The organism is Kitasatospora sp. NPDC004240 (assembly GCF_053603215.1).
Window position 1 is genome coordinate 1 of record NZ_JBSGFD010000037.1, and the last position, 19,478, is coordinate 19,478.

The 19,478-nt window shown below is 74.2% G+C and carries 19 protein-coding genes and 1 riboswitch; of the genes, 5 read left to right on the forward strand and 14 right to left on the reverse strand.

Annotated features, from left to right (window positions below):
* Positions 1–94: 94 nt before the first annotated feature.
* Together ACWEQL_RS12715 and ACWEQL_RS12720 are read right to left on the reverse strand one after the other, a co-directional pair.
* A complete protein-coding gene (locus tag ACWEQL_RS12715) occupies positions 95–1,750 on the reverse strand; it encodes an amidohydrolase (RefSeq protein WP_452150232.1) in 1,656 nt (551 codons plus the stop codon).
* Between the two features lie 53 nt (positions 1,751–1,803).
* Positions 1,804–2,244, reverse strand: coding sequence for an Lrp/AsnC family transcriptional regulator (locus ACWEQL_RS12720; RefSeq protein WP_045694655.1), 441 nt, complete (start codon positions 2,242–2,244; stop codon positions 1,804–1,806).
* A 208-nt stretch (positions 2,245–2,452) separates the two neighbouring features.
* Here ACWEQL_RS12720 and ACWEQL_RS12725 point away from each other — a divergent pair, with 208 nt between their 5' ends.
* Positions 2,453–2,920 carry a hypothetical protein gene (locus tag ACWEQL_RS12725; RefSeq protein WP_452150233.1) on the forward strand — a complete coding sequence of 156 codons (468 nt, stop codon included), beginning with the start codon at positions 2,453–2,455 and terminating at the stop codon, positions 2,918–2,920.
* A 106-nt stretch (positions 2,921–3,026) separates the two neighbouring features.
* Here the strand turns inward: ACWEQL_RS12725 and ACWEQL_RS12730 are convergent, their stop codons facing one another.
* Positions 3,027–4,190, reverse strand: a complete 1,164-nt coding sequence (locus tag ACWEQL_RS12730; protein ID WP_452150234.1) for an acyl-CoA dehydrogenase family protein — start codon at positions 4,188–4,190, stop codon at positions 3,027–3,029.
* Positions 4,191–4,521: 331 nt separating this feature from the next.
* Between ACWEQL_RS12730 and ACWEQL_RS12735 the strand changes: the two genes are divergently transcribed.
* Together ACWEQL_RS12735 and ACWEQL_RS12740 are read left to right on the forward strand one after the other, a co-directional pair.
* A complete protein-coding gene (locus ACWEQL_RS12735; RefSeq protein ID WP_452150273.1) occupies positions 4,522–5,106 on the forward strand; it encodes a uridine kinase family protein in 585 nt (194 codons plus the stop codon).
* Between the two features lie 487 nt (positions 5,107–5,593).
* The gene (locus ACWEQL_RS12740; protein WP_452150274.1) at positions 5,594–7,561 is read left to right on the forward strand and encodes an AAA family ATPase; all 1,968 of its coding nucleotides are present in this window, start codon (positions 5,594–5,596) and stop codon (positions 7,559–7,561) included.
* Positions 7,562–7,598: 37 nt separating this feature from the next.
* Here the strand turns inward: ACWEQL_RS12740 and ACWEQL_RS12745 are convergent, their stop codons facing one another.
* The 10 genes from ACWEQL_RS12745 to ACWEQL_RS12790 form a co-directional block, all read right to left on the reverse strand.
* A complete protein-coding gene (locus ACWEQL_RS12745; protein WP_452150235.1) occupies positions 7,599–8,651 on the reverse strand; it encodes a hemolysin family protein in 1,053 nt (350 codons plus the stop codon).
* Positions 8,648–10,063, reverse strand: a complete 1,416-nt coding sequence (locus tag ACWEQL_RS12750) for a CNNM domain-containing protein (protein WP_452150236.1) — start codon at positions 10,061–10,063, stop codon at positions 8,648–8,650. Before ACWEQL_RS12750 ends, ACWEQL_RS12745 begins: the two co-directional genes overlap by 4 nt.
* A gap of 223 nt (positions 10,064–10,286) precedes the next feature.
* Positions 10,287–10,730 (reverse strand): PH domain-containing protein, encoded by a 444-nt coding sequence (locus tag ACWEQL_RS12755; protein WP_452150237.1) that lies wholly within the window; start codon positions 10,728–10,730, stop codon positions 10,287–10,289.
* A 198-nt stretch (positions 10,731–10,928) separates the two neighbouring features.
* A complete protein-coding gene (gene hisG / locus ACWEQL_RS12760; RefSeq protein ID WP_452150238.1) occupies positions 10,929–11,777 on the reverse strand; it encodes an ATP phosphoribosyltransferase in 849 nt (282 codons plus the stop codon).
* 66 nt (positions 11,778–11,843) lie between these two features.
* Complete coding sequence (locus ACWEQL_RS12765) at positions 11,844–12,116, reverse strand: phosphoribosyl-ATP diphosphatase (protein WP_452150239.1); 273 nt, start codon at positions 12,114–12,116, stop codon at positions 11,844–11,846.
* Between the two features lie 184 nt (positions 12,117–12,300).
* Positions 12,301–12,771, reverse strand: coding sequence for a 6,7-dimethyl-8-ribityllumazine synthase (ribH, locus tag ACWEQL_RS12770; protein WP_452150240.1), 471 nt, complete (start codon positions 12,769–12,771; stop codon positions 12,301–12,303).
* Between the two features lie 93 nt (positions 12,772–12,864).
* Positions 12,865–14,202, reverse strand: a complete 1,338-nt coding sequence (locus tag ACWEQL_RS12775; protein ID WP_452150241.1) for a bifunctional 3,4-dihydroxy-2-butanone-4-phosphate synthase/GTP cyclohydrolase II — start codon at positions 14,200–14,202, stop codon at positions 12,865–12,867.
* Positions 14,199–14,786 (reverse strand): nicotinamide mononucleotide transporter family protein, encoded by a 588-nt coding sequence (locus tag ACWEQL_RS12780; RefSeq protein WP_452150275.1) that lies wholly within the window; start codon positions 14,784–14,786, stop codon positions 14,199–14,201. The genes ACWEQL_RS12775 and ACWEQL_RS12780 overlap by 4 nt, the downstream gene beginning before the upstream one ends.
* Before the next feature lie 56 nt (positions 14,787–14,842).
* Positions 14,843–15,505: a riboflavin synthase gene (locus ACWEQL_RS12785; RefSeq protein WP_452150242.1), complete on the reverse strand. Its 663-nt coding sequence runs from the start codon at positions 15,503–15,505 to the stop codon at positions 14,843–14,845.
* 212 nt (positions 15,506–15,717) lie between these two features.
* A riboswitch (FMN riboswitch) is annotated at positions 15,718–15,845 on the reverse strand.
* 198 nt (positions 15,846–16,043) lie between these two features.
* Positions 16,044–16,352 carry an antibiotic biosynthesis monooxygenase family protein gene (locus tag ACWEQL_RS12790; RefSeq protein ID WP_452150243.1) on the reverse strand — a complete coding sequence of 103 codons (309 nt, stop codon included), beginning with the start codon at positions 16,350–16,352 and terminating at the stop codon, positions 16,044–16,046.
* Between the two features lie 115 nt (positions 16,353–16,467).
* Here ACWEQL_RS12790 and ACWEQL_RS12795 point away from each other — a divergent pair, with 115 nt between their 5' ends.
* Both ACWEQL_RS12795 and ACWEQL_RS12800 read left to right on the forward strand, forming a co-directional pair.
* Positions 16,468–17,163 (forward strand): MSMEG_1061 family FMN-dependent PPOX-type flavoprotein, encoded by a 696-nt coding sequence (locus ACWEQL_RS12795; protein WP_452150244.1) that lies wholly within the window; start codon positions 16,468–16,470, stop codon positions 17,161–17,163.
* Positions 17,164–17,250: 87 nt separating this feature from the next.
* The gene (locus ACWEQL_RS12800; RefSeq protein WP_452150245.1) at positions 17,251–17,664 is read left to right on the forward strand and encodes an HIT family protein; all 414 of its coding nucleotides are present in this window, start codon (positions 17,251–17,253) and stop codon (positions 17,662–17,664) included.
* Positions 17,665–17,807: 143 nt separating this feature from the next.
* Here ACWEQL_RS12800 and ACWEQL_RS12805 read toward each other — a convergent pair whose 3' ends face one another.
* Positions 17,808–19,352 carry an alkaline phosphatase family protein gene (locus ACWEQL_RS12805; protein WP_452150246.1) on the reverse strand — a complete coding sequence of 515 codons (1,545 nt, stop codon included), beginning with the start codon at positions 19,350–19,352 and terminating at the stop codon, positions 17,808–17,810.
* Positions 19,353–19,478: the final 126 nt, after the last annotated feature.

Sequence of the window (19,478 nt, forward strand, 5' to 3'; positions counted from 1 at the left end):
AGGTTGAACCGCGCGGCCCCATCGAGACCGAAGCAGCCCGCCGCCTCGCCGACGACCTCAAGAACCAGTAATCATCCGATTACCCAACACTTTCTCAGGCGGCCCGGTACACCGTGCGGCCGCGGACCACCGTGCGCAGGCAGGTGGGCAGCGGACGGCCGGGGGTGAGGTCCGGCAGGCCGGGGGTGCCGGAGCGCGGGTCGGTGGACCAGCCCGCCACCCGGCTGTCCGGGGCCTGGACGACCAGCTCCTCGGCCGCCCAGATCGCGTAGCTGGCCACCGCGCCGGGCACCAGCACGCCGTCCTGGTCGCGGCCCAGCGCCCGCCAGCCGCCGCGGGTGTGCGCGGTGAACGCGGCCCGGACCGAGATCCGGTGCTCGGGGGTGCGGTGGAAGGCGGCGGCCCGGACGGTGCCCCAGGGGTCGAGCGGGGTGACCGGGGCGTCGGAGCCGAAGGCGAGCGGCACACCGGCCCGCAGCAGCGCGGCGAACGGGTTGAGCCCGGCGGCCCGCCCGGCGCCGAGGCGCTGGACGTACATGCCGTCGGGGCCGCCCCAGGTGGCGTCGAAGGCGGGCTGCACGGAGGCGGTCAGGCCCAGCTCGGCGAAGGCCGCGATGGCCTTGTCGTCCATCGCCTCGGCGTGCTCGACCCGGTGGCGCAGCGCCCGTACCCGGGCCGCGCCGACCCGCTCCCCCGCCGCCCGGACGCCCTCGATCACGGCGGTCACGGCGGCGTCGCCGATCGCGTGGAACCCGGCCTGCAGCCCGGCCTCGGTGCAGGCGGCCACGTGGTCGGCGATCTGCTCGGCGCTCAGGTAGGAGGTGCCGGTGTGGTCGGCGTCGGCGTACGGGGCGTGCAGGCAGGCGGTGTGCGAGCCGATCGCGCCGTCGACGAACAGGTCACCGCCGGCGCCGACCGCGCCGAGCCGGGCGGCGGTCTCCGTGCCGGTGCGCCCGGCGCCACCCGACTCGCCCCAGTAGCCGAAGACTTCGGGCAGGTCGCCGTCGGCGGCGAGGTCCAGCAGGGCGGCCAGATCCTGCTCGGAGGAGATCTCGGGGCCGGCGCACTCGTGGACGGAGCCGATGCCCAGCTCGGCGGCCCGGACCAGGGCGGCGCGCTGGGCGCGGCGGCGCTGCTCGGGGGTGAGCCCGGCGAGCGCGGTCCTGCGCACCGCGTGGTGGGCGTCGCGGGACAGCGGGCCCTCGGGGTGGAAGCCGGGCCGGTCGGCGAGGCCCTCGGTGAGGGCGCGCAGCGCGCTGGTGGCGAGCGCGGAGTGCACATCGGTGCGGGACAGGTACAGCGCGGCGCCGCGGGCGGCCCCGTCCAGCTCGGCGAGGGTGGGCGGACGGCCCTCGGGCCAGCCGGTCTGGTCCCAGCCGTGGCCGATGAGGACGCCGCCGGGCTCCTGGGCGTCGACGAAGGCGGTGATCCGGGCCAGGGTGTCGGCGAGGGAGGGGCTGCCGGTGAGGTCCAGACCGGTGAGCGCCAGCCCGGTGGAGGTGGCGTGCACGTGGGCGTCCACGAAGGCGGGGGTGACCAGCGCGCCGTCCAGCTCGACGATCTCGTCCGCGACGCCGGTGTACGCCTCGGCGGCGCCGTCACTGCCGACCCAGGCGACGTGCTCGCCCTCGACGAGCATGGCGGTGGCGAACGGGTCGGCGGGGCTGTAGACGTCGCCGCCGCGCAGCAGCACGGTGCGGGGGCCCCTCCTGTCCGAGGGCGGGCAAGGAGGGAAGGTGCGTTCGGTCATGGCGACTAGTCTGCACCCCCGGCGGCTCGCGTCCGCACCCCCGTCGGTCGTGGTCAGAGCTTCGGGGGGCGGGCTTCGTACGGGGTGGAGAGGACGACGGTGGTGCGGGTGGAGACTCCGGCGGCGCTGCGGATGCGGGCGAGGAGGTCCTCCAGGTCGCCGGGGGCGCCGACCCGGACCTTGAGGATGTAGTTCTCGTCGCCGGCGACGCTGTGGCAGGCCTCGATCTCGGGCAGGCCGGCCAGGCGCTCGGGGGTGTCGTCGGGTGCGCTGGGGTCGAAGGGCTTGACCGAGATGAACGCGGTCAGCGCCAGGTCGACCGCGTCCGGGTCGATGATGGCGGTGTAGCCGCGGATCACCCCGCGCTGCTCCAGGCGCCGCACCCGCTGGTGCACCGCCGAGGTGGACAGGCCGGTGGCCTTGCCCAGGTCCGTGTAGCTCATCCGCCCGTCCTCTAGGAGCAGCTGGACGATGCGCTGGTCGAGATCCTCCACAAGGCGCAAACCTACCCGGTCGGGGGCGCACCTCGGCACGCGCGCGGGGTGAACGGCGCCCGGCGGGCATGTGCCCGGGGCAATGTGGCGAAGGACACACCCCGTGCATCACGGTACGGCGGAGCGCAGGGTTATGTATCCGCAGTTCAGGGAAGTGCTGGTTGTGGCCCTGGCCGACCCGGCCGGGCCCGATCCGAGGGGGATCACCATGCCTGCTACTGACCGGCGTTCGCTGAGCGCCGACGACGTTCACGATACGGCCGACCGCGAGGACCTCGCGGTCGCCCACGACCGGCTGCCGGGGGTCGACCCCGGCGAGGCCGACACCTGGGAGATCGTCCGGGTGCACTGCCCCGCCTGCCGCCGTCCGATCGCCCTGGTGGGCGACGAGGAGCGGCTGCCGCAGCACGCGGTGCTGCGCACCGCCTGGCACCCCTTCTCCCCCACCGTCTGCCCGGGCTCCGGCGCGCCGACCGACGACCTCACCGAGGTGGACCTCCCGGACGACGCCGACGCCCCCGGCCTGGAGGCGCTGCTCGCGCTGCCGGCCGAACTCGACTGGCGCACCCAGCCGTTCTCCCACGCGGTGGCGCACCGCCCGGTCCGGGCGACGCCCGCCGCGGCGCTCCCCGTCGTGCCGGAGCAGCGCTCCCGGGCCCGGCTGGCCCGCCGCTGACCCGTCCGCGAACGCGAACCGCCGGGCGTCACTCCGCACCCTGGAGTGACGCCCGGCGGTGGTTCCCGGGGCCGCGGCCCGACCGTGGCCGGCCGGTGGCCGGCGGTCAGCCCTTGGTGAGGTGACGGCCGATCACCAGGCGCTGGATCTGGTTGGTTCCCTCGACGATCTGCAGCACCTTGGCCTCGCGCATGTAGCGCTCGGCCGGGAAGTCCTGGGTGTAGCCGTAGCCGCCGAGGACCTGGACGGCGTCGGTGGTGACCTTCATCGCGGTGTCCGTGCAGAACAGCTTGGCCATCGCCGCCTCCTTGGAGAACGACAGCCCGGCGTCGCGGCGGCGGGCGGCGGCCAGGTAGAGCGCGCGGCCGGCCTCGATCTGGGTGGCCATGTCGGCGAGCATGAAGGACAGGCCCTGGAAGTCGGCGATCGGCCGGCCGAACTGGCGGCGGGTGCCGGCGTACTCCACGGCGAGGTCCAGCGCGGCCTGGGCGACGCCGATCGCGCAGGCGGCGATGCCGAGGCGGCCGGAGTCGAGGGCGCCGAGGGCGATCTGGAAGCCCTGGCCCTCGCTGCCGATCAGCCGCTCGCGGGGGACCCGGGCGCCGTCGAAGTGCAGCTGGGCGGTCGGCGAGGAGCGCATGCCCATCTTGTGCTCCGGCGGGGCGGCCGACAGGCCGGCCTGGTCGCCGGGCACCAGCAGGCAGCTGATGCCGCGCGCGCCGTCCTCGCCGGTGCGCACCAGGGCGCTGTAGAAGTCGGCCTGCCCGCCGTGGGTGATCCAGGCCTTGGTGCCGCTGACGACGTAGTCCTCGCCGTCCAGGTCGGCGCGGGTGCGCAGGGCGGCGGCGTCGGAGCCGGACTGCGGCTCGGAGAGGCAGTACGCGCCGAGCTGGTCGCCGGAGAGCATGCCGGGCAGCCAGCGGTCGCGCTGCTCGTCGGTGCCGTAGGTGGCGAGCGCGTGGCAGGACAGGGTGTGCACGGAGACGCCGAGGCCGACCGCGAGCCAGCCGCCGGCGAGCTCCTCCAGGACCTGCAGGTAGACCTCGTAGGGCTGCTCGCCGCCGCCGTGCTTCTCGTCGTACGGGAGGGACAGCAGGCCGGCCTGGCCGAGGGTGCGGAAGGCCTCGCGGGGGAAGCGGCCGGCGGCCTCGTCCTCGGCCGCGCGGGGCTGGAGCTCGCGCTGGACGAGGTCCCGGGTCAGGCTCAGGAGTTCCCGGGCCTCCTCGCTCGGCAGCTGGCGGTCCACGGCTTTCGCGGGTGCGGGAGTCATGGCGGCTGGTCGCCTCTCGATCGGGCGCCGGGCCCCGGTGTGGCGGGCGCGGCGCGGCTGTGGCAGGTCGGCCCGACCGGCACCGGATTGCGGTGAACGGCCGTTCACAGGCGTGGCGAAGTGAGTATGCCCGATCGGGGCGCGTCCGTCACGACCTGCGGGGAATCACTGTCCGTAGTGGAGTGCGCGCCCCCGTACAGTGGCCGGTGTGGCTGCTTCCCCTTCGCCGTACGAGCACTCCGGCTTCCCCGACGGGTCCGGGCCCGGGTACGGGTCCGCCGTCGGGTCCCGCGACGGGTACTCCCGGGGGCGTTCCGGCGACCGTCCGGCCGTGGCCCTGAGCCGGCTGGCCGGGGAGCTGCGGGCCCTGGCGCCGTCCTGCGGGCCGGTGCGGCTGGTCGCGGTGGACGGGCACGCGGGCTCGGGCAAGACCACCTTCGCGGGCCGGCTGGCGGCCGCGCTCGGGGGCGCCCCGGTCGTGCACCTGGACGACCTGGCGACCCACGCCGAGCCCTTCGACTGGACGGGGCGCCTGCGCTCCCAGGTGCTGGAGCCGCTGGCGGCCGGGCGGGACGCCGAGTACCGGGTCTACGACTGGACGCGGCGGCGGTTCGACGCGTCCGCGCCGGTGCCGGCGGCGCCGGTGGTGCTGGTGGAGGGCGTCGGGGCGGGACGGCGGGCGGTGCGGCCGTGGCTGGCGCGGCTGATCTGGATGGAGCTCGGCGCCGAGGACGCCCGGCGGCGCGGCGAGGAGCGGGACGGGCCGGAGCTGGCCGAGTTCTGGGAGGGCTGGGCGCGGGCGGAGGCGGCGCACTTCGCGGCCGACCCGAGCCGTCCGTACGCCGTCACCCGGGTCGACGGGGTGACCGGACGGATCGCCTCCGGTACCGTCGGTGAACCTTCAACAAGCCCTTGACCTGCAGTATCGACACGAATTAGGTTTACCTGCGTTGCCGGATCGTTTGATCCCGCAACCATTGACGCGGCACCTCCGGCTTGTTCCCCCGTGAGCCGGAGGTGCCGCCTCTCCTCCCCCGCGCCCCCGCGCACGGCCGCGCCGGATCGGCACGACGACTCCGCGACGCCCGACCGGCTCCTCCGCGAGGCCGGCCGCGGTACCCGGCGGTAGCCCAACCACCGTGCGCCGGATCGGATTTGACCTGGCGCTGCACCCTTCCGGATCAGCCTCGCCCCGGTACGATTCCTCGCAGGCGCATCTGCGCCCGGGGGGCTCTCGACCATCGGCCGGCTCCGTACGGACCCCTGGTCCCGGCAGAGTGGCCGCGGGCGGGCCCCGATGCACACCGCGGGGGGCGTGAGTGACGACGGTGGACGGTTCCGACAGCGACGACGCGGGCGGCCAGAGCATCAACCGGCTCGCCGACCGCGCCTGGCTGCGCGCCATGGACGCCTACACGGCGGGGGCGTACGCCCGCGCCGAGGAGGAGTTCCGCGCGGCCGTCCGGCTGGACCCGGGGATGGCCGACGCCTGGCTCGGCCTGCACGCGCTGCGCAGCGACACCTCGGGCGCGCTGCTCGCGATGCACCGCCACCAGAAACGTTTCGGCGAGCAGCGCAGACGTCACCGACGGCCCCTCAGCTCCTGGTACTGGCTGGGCTGGTGGGTGCAGCCGGTGCTGGAGGACTCCCGCGACCTCGCCCTGGCGCACGCCTCGCACTGGCTGGACGGGCGCCACCTGACCGAGCTCGACCAGGCCCTCCAGCAGTGCCCGCCGCCCGCCGAGGACCCCTCGGTACGCTTCCTGCACGCCTGCCGCTCCTACCTGGTCAAGGACTGGGAGCAGCTGATCCGGGACACCGACCGGCTGCTCGACGACCCGCTGCTGGGCATCGAGGCCGGGCTGTTCGCCGGAATGGCCCGGGTCCGGCTCGACATGTGCGCCCAGGCCCAGGCCCCGCTGGCCGCCTCGCTGGCCCGCTGCCGCTCCGAGCAGCCGCAGCGCAAGGAGCTGCGCTACTGGCTGGCCCGTGCCTACGAGGGCGCCGGACGCAGCGCCGCCGCGCTGCCGCTGTACCGGGCGGTGCACCGGGCCGACCCGCAGTTCATGGACACCGCGGCGCGGCTGGCCGCGATCTCCGCCGAGGACGCCCTCGGGGACGCCCTGCTGGACCTCTCCGCGGGCGGCCGCGAGGGCGCCGGGCCGGCGGGCGGGCCGGACGACCTGCTGGACGACGCCTACGACGTGGCCGGCCCGGGGGCGTACCCGCTCGACCCCGCGCCGTACCCGCAGCCGCTGGCCGAGGCCCTGGAGACCACCGAGACCCTGGAGGCCGTCGAGGTGCTCGGGACCGCCGAGGTGCTCGGGACCGCCGAGAGCGCGCCCGGCGACGGCGCGGAGGAGGCCCTGGAGGGGACGGCCCCGCAGAGCGCCGGCGAGCGCACCGGCACCGGCACCGCCGCCAAACCGGCCGGCGCCCTGCCGCTGCCGGTGGCCTTACGGGCCGAGGCGGCCGCCGGGGCGCTGCCCGCACCGACGGCCGGATCACCGCTCGGGCAGCGCGAGCTGGACGCGGCGCTGGCCGAGCTCTCGCTGATGGTGGGCCTGGAGCCGGTGAAGCGGCAGGTGCGGGCGCTCTCCGCGCAGCTGCGGATGTCCCGACTACGGGCCGAGCAGGGCCTGCCGGTGCAACCGCCCAAGCGCCACTTCGTCTTCTCCGGGCCCTCCGGGACCGGCAAGACCACCGTGGCCCGGATCCTCGGCCGGGTCTTCCACGCCCTCGGACTGCTCTCCGGCGACCACCTGGTCGAGGCGCAGCGCGCCGACCTGGTGGGCGAGTTCCTCGGCCAGACCGCGGTGAAGGCCAACGAGCTGATCGACTCCGCGCTGGACGGCGTACTCTTCATCGACGAGGCGTACAGCCTCTCCAACTCCGGCTACAGCAAGGGCGACGCCTACGGCGACGAGGCCCTGCAGGTGCTGCTGAAACGCGCCGAGGACAACCGGGACCGGCTGGTGGTGATCCTGGCCGGCTACCCCGAGGGCATGAACCGGCTGCTCGCGACCAACCCCGGCCTCAACTCCCGCTTCACCACCCGGGTGGACTTCCCCAGCTACCGGCCCGGCGAGCTGACCGCGATCGGCGCGGCCCTCGCCGGGCGCGACGGCGACGGCTGGGACGAGGACGCGGCCGAGGAGCTGGCCAGCATCTGCACCCACGTGGTCCGCGAGGGCTGGATCGACGAGCTCGGCAACGGCCGCTTCATCCGCACCCTGTACGAGAAGTCCTGCGCCTACCGCGACCTGCGGCTCTCGCTGCTGCGCCAGCCGCCGGGCCGCGAGGACCTGGCCACCCTGCGGCTGCCGGACCTGGTCCAGGCGTACGGCGAGCTGATCGACGGCCGGGGCTGAGCGCGGGGCCCGTGGTCGGACACGCTGGAGGGGTCGCTCAGGCCGCGGCCGGGCGGTGGTCGGGGTCGTGCACCTCGCCGACCAGCTCCTCCACCACGTCCTCCAGCATGGCCACGCCCAGTGTGCGGCCCTCCGGGTCGAGCACGGCGGCCAGGTGGCAGGCGGCCCCGCGCATCGCGCCCAGGGCGTCGTCCAGCGGCAGGGTGCCGCGCAGCACGGTGATCGGCCGCCACAGCCGCGCCGGGACCGGCTCGGCCCGGTCCTCGACGTCCAGGATGTCCTTGAGGTGCAGGTAGCCCAGGTAGCCGTGGACGGCCGGGTCGCCGTCGGTGACCGGGAACCGCGAGAAGCCGGTGCGCAGGGCCAGTTCCTCGATCTGCGCGGCGGTGACCGAGGTGTCCACGGTGACCAGTTGCTCGGGGCGCAGCAGCACGTCGGTGACCGGGCGGCGGCCGAGCTCCAGGGCGTCCTCCAGGCGTTCCTGGCGCCCCTCGTCCAGCAGCCCGGCGTCGCGCGAGTCGGCGAGCAGGTACATCAGCTGCTCGGTGGTGGCGACCGACTCCACCTCGTCCCTGCTCTCGACCTTGAACAGTCTCAGCACGCCGTTGGCGGAGGCGTTCAGCAGCCGGATCGCCGGCGCCAGCCGGCGGGCCAGCCGGTCCAGCGGCGGGCCCAGCCAGAGCGCGGCCTTCTCCGGGCCGGCCAGGGCCATGTTCTTGGGCACCATCTCGCCCATCACCATGTGCAGGAAGACCACCACGGCCAGCGCGATCCCGTACGACAGCGGGTGCATCAGGCCGGCGGGCACGCCGAGCGCGTGGAACGGGCCCTCCAGCAGGTCGGCGATGGTCGGCTCGGCGAGCGCGCCCAGGCCCAGCGAGCAGACGGTGATGCCGAGCTGGGCGGCGGCGAGCATCGCGGAGACGTTGGTCAGCGCGTGCAGCACCGTCCGGGCGCGGCGGTTGCCGGCCTCGGCGAGCGGCTCGATCTGACTGCGCCGCACCGAGACGACGGCGAACTCGGCACCGACGAAGAAGGCGTTGCCGAGCAGCAGCAGGATCGCGGCGGCCAGCTGGAGCACGGTGGTCATCGGGCCCCGCCCCCCTCACGGCCGCTCCGGTCGCGGCGGCTCCGCGCACGACCGGCCCGCTCACGGCCGGTACGGTCACGGCCGGCGCGGTCGCCGTCGCTCCGGTCGCCGCCGGTGCGCTCGACGCGGACCCGGCTGGTGCGGTGGCGTTCGACCGCCTCCACGGTGAACCGCCAGCCGGGCAGCTCCGCCTGCTCGCCGGGGGCCGGCAGCCTTCCGAGCAGGCCGGCGACCAGCCCGGCCAGGGTCTCGTACGGGCCGTCGGGGGCGTGCAGGCCGATGCTCTCCAGCTGGTCGGTGCGGGCCCGGCCGTCGGCCGCCCAGACCGGGCGGCCGTCCACCGGCGGCAGCGGCACCAGCTCCGGGGTGTCGGCCGGGTCGTGCTCGTCCTGCACCTCGCCGACGATCTCCTCGACGATGTCCTCCAGGGTGACCACGCCGGCCGTTCCGCCGTACTCGTCGACCACGACGGCCATCGGCTGCTCGCGGCGCAGCCGTTCCAGCAGCACCTCGGCGGGCAGCGTCCCGGGCACCAGCAGCGGCGGTACGACGAGGTCGGCGACCCGGACCCGCGGGCGGCGCTCGGCCGGGACGGCCAGGGCGTCCTTGAGGGCGACGGTGCCGGTGACCTCGTCCAGGTTGCCGGCGTAGACGGGGAACCGGGACAGGCCGGTGGCCCGGGTCAGGTTGAGCACGTCGGCGGCGCTGGCGTCGCGCTGGAGCGCGGCGACGTCCACCCGCGGGGTCATCACGGACTCGGCGGTCAGCTCGCCCAGGCCCAGGGTGCCGACGAAGAGCCGGGCCGACTCCTCGTCCATCACGCCGGCCCTGGCCGAGTGCCGGGCCAGCGAGACCAGCTCGGCGGGCGTGCGGGCGTGGCCCAGCTCCTCCTGCGGCTCGACGCCGAAGGCCCGTACGGTGCGCTCGGCGGAGCCGTTCAGGAAGCGGATCAGCGGCCGGCAGACCAGCGAGAACGCCATGTGCGGGGCGGCCACCGCGCGGGCCACCTGGAGCGGACGGGAGATCGCCCAGTTCTTCGGGACCAGCTCGCCGATCACCATCTGCACCACCGTGGCGAGCAGTATGCCGATCACCACGGCGGCACCGCGGGCGGCACCGTCGGGCAGCCCGAGCCCGGTCAGCACCGGTTTCAGCAGGACGGAGAGCGCCGGCTCGGCGAGCATGCCGACCACCAGCGAGGTGACGGTGATGCCGAGCTGGGCACCGGACAGTTCGAAGGACAGGTGCCGTACGGCCCGGGAGACCCGGCCGGCCCGGGTGTCACCCGCCCCGGCGGCGCGCTCCACCTCGCCGCGTTCCACGGTCACGAAGGCGAACTCGGCGGCCACGAAGAGGCCGTTGGCGAGGATGAGCAGGAGGGCCGCGAGGAGCAGCAGCCAGGCGGTGGTCACGGCGCCGCCTGCCTTCCGGCGGCCGGAAGCGGGGCGGCGCGGGTACTACCGGACGGACCGTCCATCGAGGGGTGGGTCACTCCTCAGGTCGCTCTCGGGCAGCCCGATGCTTCTGCCCTGATCCCAGCCTAGACGAAATCCCCGCGACGGTCGGGGGCGCGTCCTGGCCGTCCCGCGCCCCCGTGGAGGGCGGCCGGAGGACGGACCCTCGGCCGGACAGGGCCTAACGGTCGGCGGCGGCGTGCCCGTCGACCAGGTCGCGCAGCGCGCGGGCGGCGGAGATCGCGTCGTCCTTGCCCACCCCGCGCTGGATGCCGACGACGGCCAGCGAGGTGCCGTCGGCGAGGTCCACGGTGACCCACGGGTCGCCCTGGCGGAAGTTCACCTTGACGATCTCCGCCCAGGCCAGCCGGCGACGGCGGACGAAGTTGACCACCGTGACGCCCTCGGCGTCCGCGACCACCTGCGGCCGGGCCAGCATCAGACCGACGCCGGCGAAGGCCAGACCGCTGCACACCATCATGATCCGGTCGTTGAGCTGCCAGTTCGAGGGGAGCGCGACGGCGATCACGGCGAACAGCACGACCATGACCGCGCAGGACGCCAGCAGCACGGCCCGGGTGCGGCGCGGGGCCCAGGTGACGGGGAGCTCGACGGGGGTGGACACGTGGGTACTCCAGGGAACGGGGCGGGGACGCACCGTGCGTCCCCGCCCCCTATTGAACCTTCGCTCACCTCGGCGCCGTACGCCGGGGTCCCCCGGTCGGCGGGCGCCCGGCGCCTCGGCGCGCGCCCCGCGGCGCAGGTCGCCGCGCGGGCGGCGGGTGCTCCAGGGGCGCGGCCCGTCGCGCGGGCGGCGGGTGCCTCAGAGGCGGCAGGCGTGGATGTTGGTGACCAGGATGGCCCGGGCGCCGATGCCCCACAGGTCGTCCATGATCCGCTGCGCCTCCTTGCGGAGCACCATCGAGCGGACGGCCACCCAGCCCTCGGTGTGCAGCGGGGAGACGGTCGGCGACTCCAGGCCCGGGGTGAGCGCGACGGCGGCGCCGACGTTCTCGGCGCGGATGTCGTAGTCCATCAGCACGTAGCGGCGGGCCACCAGCACGCCCTGGAGACGGCGCAGGAACTGGTCCACGGCCGCGTCCTCACCGGCGCCCTTGGGGCGGATCACCACGGCGTCGGAGATCAGGATCGGCTCGCCGAACACCTCCAGTCCGGCGTTGCGCAGGCTGGTGCCGGTCTCCACCACGTCGGCGATCACATCGGCGACGCCCAGCTGCACGGCGGTCTCCACGGCGCCGTCCAGCTTGGTGACGGTGGCCTTGACCCCGTGGTCGGACAGGTGCTGCTCGACCAGGCCGGTGTAGGAGGTCGCGATCCGCAGGCCCTCCAGGCCCTTCACGTCGTCGACGTCCACGCCCTCGGGGCGGGCGAACCGGAAGGTGGAGCCGCCGAAGCCGAGCGCCAGCACCTCCTCCGCGTTGGAGTGCGAGTCCAGCAGCAGGTCGCGGCCGGTGATGCCGACGTCGAGGCGGCCGGAGCCGACGTACACGGCGATGTCGCGCGGGCGCAGGAAGAAGAACTCGACCTGGTTGTCCGGGTCGACGAGGACGAGTTCCTTGGCGTCCTTGCGCTGGCGGTAGCCGGCCTCATGGAGCATCTCCGCCGCGGGACCCGAGAGAGAACCCTTGTTGGGGACGGCGATGCGCAGCATGGGAGGTCAGTTCCTTACCTGTCGGGGTGGGTGTGCTGGGGTCGGGACCGGTCGGAGGTGGGTCGGTCAGAGGTACTCGTAGACGTCGTCGAGCGTCAACCCGCGGGCGATCATCATCACCTGCAGGTGGTAGAGGAGCTGCGAGATCTCCTCGGCGGTCTGCTCGTCCGACTGGAACTCGGCGGCCATCCAGACTTCGGCGGCCTCCTCGACGACCTTCTTGCCGATCGCATGGACGCCCTGCTGGACGAGTTGCGCGGTACGGGAGGACGAGGGGTCGCCGGTGGCGGCCTTCTGCTGGAGCTCGGTGAAGAGCTCCTCGAATGTCTTCGAAGCCATGATGGACTCACCTTAAGGCGTGCGGGCTGACAGGCGGTAAACGATTCCGGACCGTGGACAGTCCGGTGGACGTCCACGGTCCGGAGGGGTGCCGCGGGGTTCCGCGCGGGGCGGCTCGGAGCAGGCGCGGGCCTCGGCCCGGAGCAGGCACGGGCCTCGACTCAGAGCACGCACGGGCCTCGGGTCAGAGCGCGCGCAGGGTGACGGCGGTGGCGACGGCCGCGGTCACGGCCTCGTGGCCCTTGTCCTCGGCGGAGCCCGGCAGGCCCGCGCGGTCCAGCGCCTGCTGCTCGTCGTCGCAGGTCAGCACGCCGAAGCCGACCGGCACCCCGGTGTCGACGCTGACCTGGGTGAGGCCGGAGGTGGCGGCCTGGCAGACGTAGTCGAAGTGCGGGGTGCCGCCGCGGATGACCACGCCGAGGGCGATCACCGCGTCGAAGCCCTTGTCGGCGAGGCGCTTGGCCGCGACCGGCAGCTCGAAGGTGCCGGGCACCCGGAGCACGGTGGGCGCGTCCACGCCCAGCTCCTTCAGGGCCCGGTGGGCGCCGTCCAGCAGGCCGTTCATCACCTGGTCGTGCCACTGGGCGGCGACGACCGCGACCTTGAGGCCGGCGGCGCCGTCGATGGTCAGCTGGGGTGCTCCGTGGCCGCTCATGTGCTGGTCCCTTTCGGTGGTGCTTCGGTGGTGCTTCGGGGATGGTTCGGGTGGCGGGGTGGCGTGCGGGTCGGTCAGGGCGTGCGGGGTCGGTCAGGAACCGAGGCCTGGCAGCTCGTGGCCCATCCGGTCGCGCTTGGTGCGCAGGTAGCGCAGGTTGTGCTCGCCGGCCGGGGTCTCGACCGGCTCGCGGCCCTTGACCTTGAGCCCGTGCTCGGTGAGCGCGGTGAGCTTCTGCGGGTTGTTGGTGAGCAGGGTCAGCGAACGCACCCCGAGGTCGCACAGCATCTGGGCGCCGATGCTGTAGTCGCGGGCGTCGGCGGGCAGGCCGAGGTCCAGGTTGGCGTCCACGGTGTCGCGCCCCTGCTCCTGCAGCTCGTACGCGCGCAGCTTGTGGGCCAGGCCGATGCCCCGGCCCTCGTGGCCGCGCAGGTAGAGGACGACGCCGCGGCCGGCGGCGGCGACCTTCTCCAGCGAGGCCTGCAGCTGGGGGCCGCAGTCGCAGCGCAGCGAGCCGAACACGTCGCCGGTCAGGCACTCGGAGTGCACCCGCACCAGGACGTCCTCGCCGTCGGGCAGCCGGCCCTCGGCGTCCAGGCCGCCGGCGACCAGCGCGATGTGCTCGACGCCGTCGATGGTGCCCCGGTAGCCGACCGCGGTGAACTCCCCGTACGCGGTGGGCAGCGCGGTGACGGCGGCCCGGTCGACGTGCAGCTCGGTGCGGCGGCGGTAGGCGATCAGGTCCTCGATGGAGACGATCGCCAGGCCGTGCTCGCGGGCGAAGGCGACCAGCTCGGGCAGCCGGGCCATGCTGCCGTCGTCGTTGACCACCTCGGCGATGGCGCCGGCCGGGTGCAGGCCGGCCAGCCGGGCGAGGTCCACGGCCGCCTCGGTGTGGCCGGGGCGGACCAGCACGCCGCCCTCGACGGCGCGCAGCGGGAACACGTGGCCGGGGCGGGTGAGGTCGCCCGCGTCGGTGCCCGGGGAGGACAGCAGCCGGACGGTACGGGCCCGGTCGGCGGCCGAGATGCCGGTGGAGACCCCCTCGCGGGCGTCCACCGAGACGGTGTACGCGGTGCCCTTGCGGTCCTCGTTGACCTGGGTCATCGGGGGCAGCTTGAGCCGGTCGAGGTCCTCACCGATCATCGGCGCGCAGATGACGCCGGAGCTGTAGCGGATGGTGAAGGCCAGCAGCTCGGGGGTGGCCGCGGAGGCGGCGAAGACGATGTCGCCCTCGTTCTCGCGGTCCTCGTCGTCCACCACGATCACCGCCCGGCCGAGGGCGATGTCGGCGATGGCGCGCTCGATCGGGTCGAGGACCAGGTCGAGGGGCTGCTCGGCGGACGGCTCGACGCTCTGGTCGGCGGTCGGGCCGGGCTGGTCGGCCGTCGGGGACTGGTCGGCGGTCGGGCCGGACTGGTTGGCGGTCATGCCGTGACTCCCTGGGGGACGGAGGCGGACGCGGTGCGCGGCTCGCGGGTGCTCAGCCACCAGGAGCGGAGGCCCAGCAGCACCAGGACGAAGTAGATGGAGTAGGTGAGGCCGGAGAAGGCGTAGCCGCTGCTGAAGGCGAACGGGACGCCGACCAGGTCGACGGCGACCCAGGCGAACCAGAACTCGACCCAGCCGCGGGCCTGGGCGAACATCGCCGCCAGCGTGCCGGTGAAGATGTAGGCGTCCGCCCAGGGGCTCCAGGACAGGCTCGGGTTGGCCAGGAACAGCCAGGCCAGCGCTCCGGTGGCGGCGGCGGTGCCGGCCACCAGGGCGGCCCGCTCGGGCCAGGTGGCGAACCGGACGTCGATCCGGCCGCTCTCGCCGCGGCCGCGCTGCCACTGCGTCCAGCCCCAGGCCGCCGCGACGATCACGATCAGCTGCTTGCCGATCAGGCCGGGCACGTGGCCGTTCAGGTAGGCGGCGATCAGGACGACGCCGGAGAGCAGCTGGACCGGCCAGCTCCACACCGAGCGCCGCCAGCCGAGCGCGAGGGCGCCCAGGCCGAGCAGGTTGCCGATCATGTCGGCCCACTTCACCTGCTCGCCGAAGGCGGTGAAGGCGACACCGGTGAGCGCGTTCACCGGTCCTCCCCGGCGATGGTGTCGGGCAGGGTGCGGGAGTCCAGGAGGCGCTCGACGTACTTCGCGAGGACGTCCACCTCCAGGTTGACCGGCTCGCCGACGGCCTTGGCACCGAGCGTGGTCAGTTCGAGCGTGGCCGGGATCAGCGAGACGGTGAACGAGTCGATCGCCGCCTCGACCACGGTGAGGCTGACGCCGTCCACGGTGATCGAGCCCTTATCCACCAGGTAGCGGGTGATGGACCGCGGGAGGCTGAACCGCAGCACCTCCCAGCGCGGTCGGCCGTCGGCGTCGAGGTCCCCGGGCTCGCGGGAGAGCAGGGTGCCGGTCGCGTCGACATGGCCCTGGACGAGGTGCCCGCCGAGCCGGGCGCCGAGCGCCATCGCCCGTTCCAGGTTGACCCGGGAGCCCGTCCCCAGCGCGCCGAGGCTGGAGCGGTGCAGCGTCTCGGCCATCACGTCGGCGCTGAACTCGCCGGTGCCGGCGGCCAGTTCCTCGGGGCTGTCGACGACGGTCAGGCAGACGCCGTTGACCGCGATGGAGTCGCCGTGGCGGGCGTCCTGACAGACCACCGGGCCACGCAGGCGGATACGCGAGGAGTCGCCGATCTCCTCGATCGACACGACCTCGCCGAGCTCTTCGATGATGCCGGTGAACACCCGGGTTCTCCTCGCGCTTGGGGCGCGGACTCCGGGGCGGCACTGGGAGAGGACACGGACGGGCACCGGCGCGTCGGGGCAGGCGCGCACCCGGCGTTCCACGTCCTGCCGGCCGGTTCGGACCGGCCCGACGGGGAAGGCGAGAGCTCTCCTGTCGTACACACCGTCTCCCGGGGTCCGACGAGGGACCACGGGTACTGCTCTTCGTCCGCCGCGCACGCCTCCCATCCGGACTTTAACCGTCGGTCCAGGAATTTCACCTGGTCAACCGGCCGCTGGCTGCGGACGGGTCGCGGACTGTAACCGCCGGTTCGGATTTTCACCGACCCCGGAGTGCGCTGAACGTCACTGCTACTTCTGCCGTCATTCTGCCATGATCCGCGAGGGGTCAGGGAGAGGGTTCCGCTGTGGCCTGTTTCACGCGGGGGCCGGGAATGCGCGGGGCGGCTCCGCGGGTGCGGGAGGGCGCGCGGGTGCTGGGGTGCGCGGGGCGCTGCCGGTCGTGCGTACGGAGGGATCACGTCGCGCCGGGGCGGGTTCACGTCGCGCCGGGGATCGGGGTGAAGTGGGTGACCTCCGGCGGATGCGCGAGGTAGCGCAGCTCGCCCTCGGACCACACCGGGCGGATCCGCCACATCGGCCCGGCGTACCCGCGCAGCGAGTCCTCGTCCCGCCAGCGGCTCACCACCAGGACCCGGTGGCCGTCGCCGGTCATCGAGCGCAGCAGCTCGCCGCCCAGGCACCCGTCCGTCCGCCCGAGCTGTGGGATGACCTGTGAGGTGAGGACGGCACAGAACTCCTCGATGTGCCCGGCCATGACCTGCGCGGTCCAGATCCTGACGATCACGGCGACCACCTCCCACGGAAGCCCCTGGCCCCATTATGGGCGGGAAACCGCTGGTGGGGAGGGGTCCGGGGACAATGTTCGTGAGCGCCGTACGACGCTGGACTAGATTGCCGGTATGACCATCAGCTCGGAGTCCACGGTTCCGTCAACCACCGATCAGGGCACGCCCGGCGGCCTCTTCGCGTCCCTCGCCGCCGACGCCCTGCGGGAGCCCGCCCAGCTCCGCGAGATCTACGAGCAGCCGGGCGAGGCCGCGCGGCGCAAGCAGGTCGACCACCTCCACGAGGTGGCCCGCCGGCTGATCGCCTGCTCCTCGCTGGTCCTCATCGCCTCCACCGACGCCGCCGGGAACTGCGACGTCTCGCCGCGCGGTGGACCGGCCGGCCTGGTGTCCGTCCTGGACGACCACACCCTGGCCATCCCGGACGCCACCGGCAACAAGCGGCTCGACACCCTGCACAACGTCCTGGAGACCGGCCGGGTCGGGCTGATCTTCATCGTCCCCGGCCGCGACACCACGCTCCGGGTCAACGGCCGCGCCTGCGTCTCCACCGACCCCCGGCTGCTGGAGCAGCTGACCGCCGTCGGCAAGCCGCCGCGCAGCGCGATCGTGGTCGGCGTCGAGGAGGTGTACGGGCACTGCCCGAAGGCGTTCCTGCGCGGCAACGCCTGGAAGCCGGAGAACTGGCTGGCCCCGGACGCCCAGCCCAGCTCCGCCGAGGTCACCCTCTCCCACCTGCGGGACCCCTCGCTCACCATCGAGATGATCGAGCAGGCCGAGCGGGAGGCGCTGCTGTACCGGTACGAGTGAGCCGGCGCGGCGGGTGTGCCGGTGCGGCGGGTGTTCCCCCTGCGGTCCCGGGATGCAGCGGGGACGTCCGCCGTTTTGAATGGGCGGGTGGAGTGTGTCTTCTGCGCCGTGGTCGCGGGTGAGGAGCCCGCGCACCGGGTGCTCACGGACGAGACCGCGGTGGCCTTCCTGGACCGCCGGCCGCTGTTCCCCGGGCACGTGCTGGTGGTGCCCCGGGCCCACCACCGCACACTGGCGGACCTGCCGGCGGCGGAGGTGGGCCCCTTCTTCCTACGGGTGCAGCGGGTTGCCGCCGCCGTGGAGCGGGGGTTGGGCGCCGCCGGCAGCTTCGTCGCGGCGAACAACCGGATCAGCCAGTCGGTGCCGCACCTGCACGTCCACGTGGTGCCGCGCAACCCGAAGGACGGGCTGCGCGGCTTCTTCTGGCCGCGTGGCCACTACCCGGACGAGGCCGAGGCGGCCGAGGTGGCCCGGCGGCTGCGCGAGGCGCTGGACGACTGACCGCAGGCCCCCGGGTGCCCGCCGGGCACGGCCGTTCGGGCGCCGTCACTCGGGCAGCGTCGTTCGGGCACCGCTGTTCGGGCAGCGCCACTTGGGCAGTGTCACTTCGGCAGCGTCGTTCGGGCAGCGTCGTTCGGGCGCGGTCAGGAGACGCGCACGTTGTCGAGCACCCAGTACCAGTTGTTGCTTCCGGTGTAGCGGAAGCGCAGGCGCAGCCCGGTGGCGCCGGCGGGGACGGCCAGGGTCAGCGTCTGCGGGCCGTTGACCTCGGCGTCGTAGCTCTTGACGAGCACCGGGGCGCCGCCGTCCCAGACCGCCAGCACCTGGGCGGTCTGGGCGCCCTCCTGCTGGTAGTAGGTGGTGTAGCGGACCGTCACGGTGCCCCGGCCGGCCACCGGGTAGCTCGGGCTGACCAGGGTCGAGTCGTAGGTCCCCTTGAAGCTCTTGTCGGCCCACTCGTCGGAGTCCGCGACGGCGAAGACGTTGCGCGAGCGGACGTTGAGCTCGCGGTACTGGTCCCGCTGGGCCTTGGTCCAGAACTCGTCGGTGGTGAACGACCAGCCGCGCCACTCGGTGACGCCGCCCGTGCCCATCGCGGAGTTGTCGACCGACCAGCCGCTCGGCGGGGTGTGGGTGAAGCCGAGGACGCCGGCGGCGATGCCGGTCTCGTCCACCCGCCCGGTGAGCAGCGGGCGCAGCGCGTCGAAGTCGTCCGGGACGAGCGAGCCGATCGGGACGCCGTCCAGGTTCCAGGCCGGGTCGATCGCGATGCCGAGGTGGGCCAGGGCGGTCGGCGCGATGTCGACCATCCGGACGTCGTGGCGCACCGAGCCGGCCGCGAAGCCGCCGCCGTTGGCGATCACGAAGGTCTGCCGCTCGCTCCAGGTGGAGCCGCCGCGCCCGCCGGTGTCGGTGTGCCCGTGGTCGGCCGTCACCATGATCAGCCAGTCCTCCTGGGCGTAGCCCGCCCGGCCGCGGACGGCCGCCACCAGCTGGCCGACCTGCCCGTCCACGCCCTTGATCGCGTCCAGGTAGGCCTGGCTGGCGGCGCCGCCGGAGTGGCCGGCGTGGTCGACGTTGTCGAGCTGGACGAAGACCGCGTCCGGGTTCGCGTCGCGCAGCCGGGCCACCGCCCGGGAGGTTGTACCGGCGTCGTACTCGGCGCCCGGGGTGGCGACCCGGGTGTCCACCGCTCCGCCGTAGACGGTGTCGGCGATCGGCGCCCAGGAGGCGACCACGTACGTGGCGAGCGCGGGGGCGGCCGTCTCCACCCGGGTGAGGAAGTCCGGGTAGGTCGCGAAGGCGGGGGCGGTGAAGTCGTTGTCGCGCACGTTGTGCTTGTCCGGCCAGACACCGGTGGCGATGGTGGACCAGCCCGGGCCCGAGGAGGTGCCCGCCATCGGGCTCGCGTAGAGGCTGCTGGCGGCGGTGAGTCCGCCGGCCATCAGGGCGTCCAGGTTGGGCGCGTCCGCGTCCTTGATACGGGTGAGCATGGCGCCGTCCAGGCCGATGACCAGGACCTTCGGGGTACGGGCGGCCGCGGTGGTCCCGGCGGTCGCGGCCCGGGCCGGGCGGGCGAGGGGGACGGCCGCCGCGGTGGCCGCGCCGGCCAGGGCGGCGGCGGTGCCGAGGAGCAGGCTGCGCCGGGGGATTCCTGCAGTCACGTCGCTCTCCTGTTGCTGCGTCATGGAGGGGGTCGGTGCGTCGGTGTGGAGCGGTGACCACGGTCGGAGCGGCGGGTGGACGCAGCGCGCCGGGACCGGGGCCCGGGCGTGAACAGCTCTGGAATTCGGTCCAGACCCGTTATCGTTTTG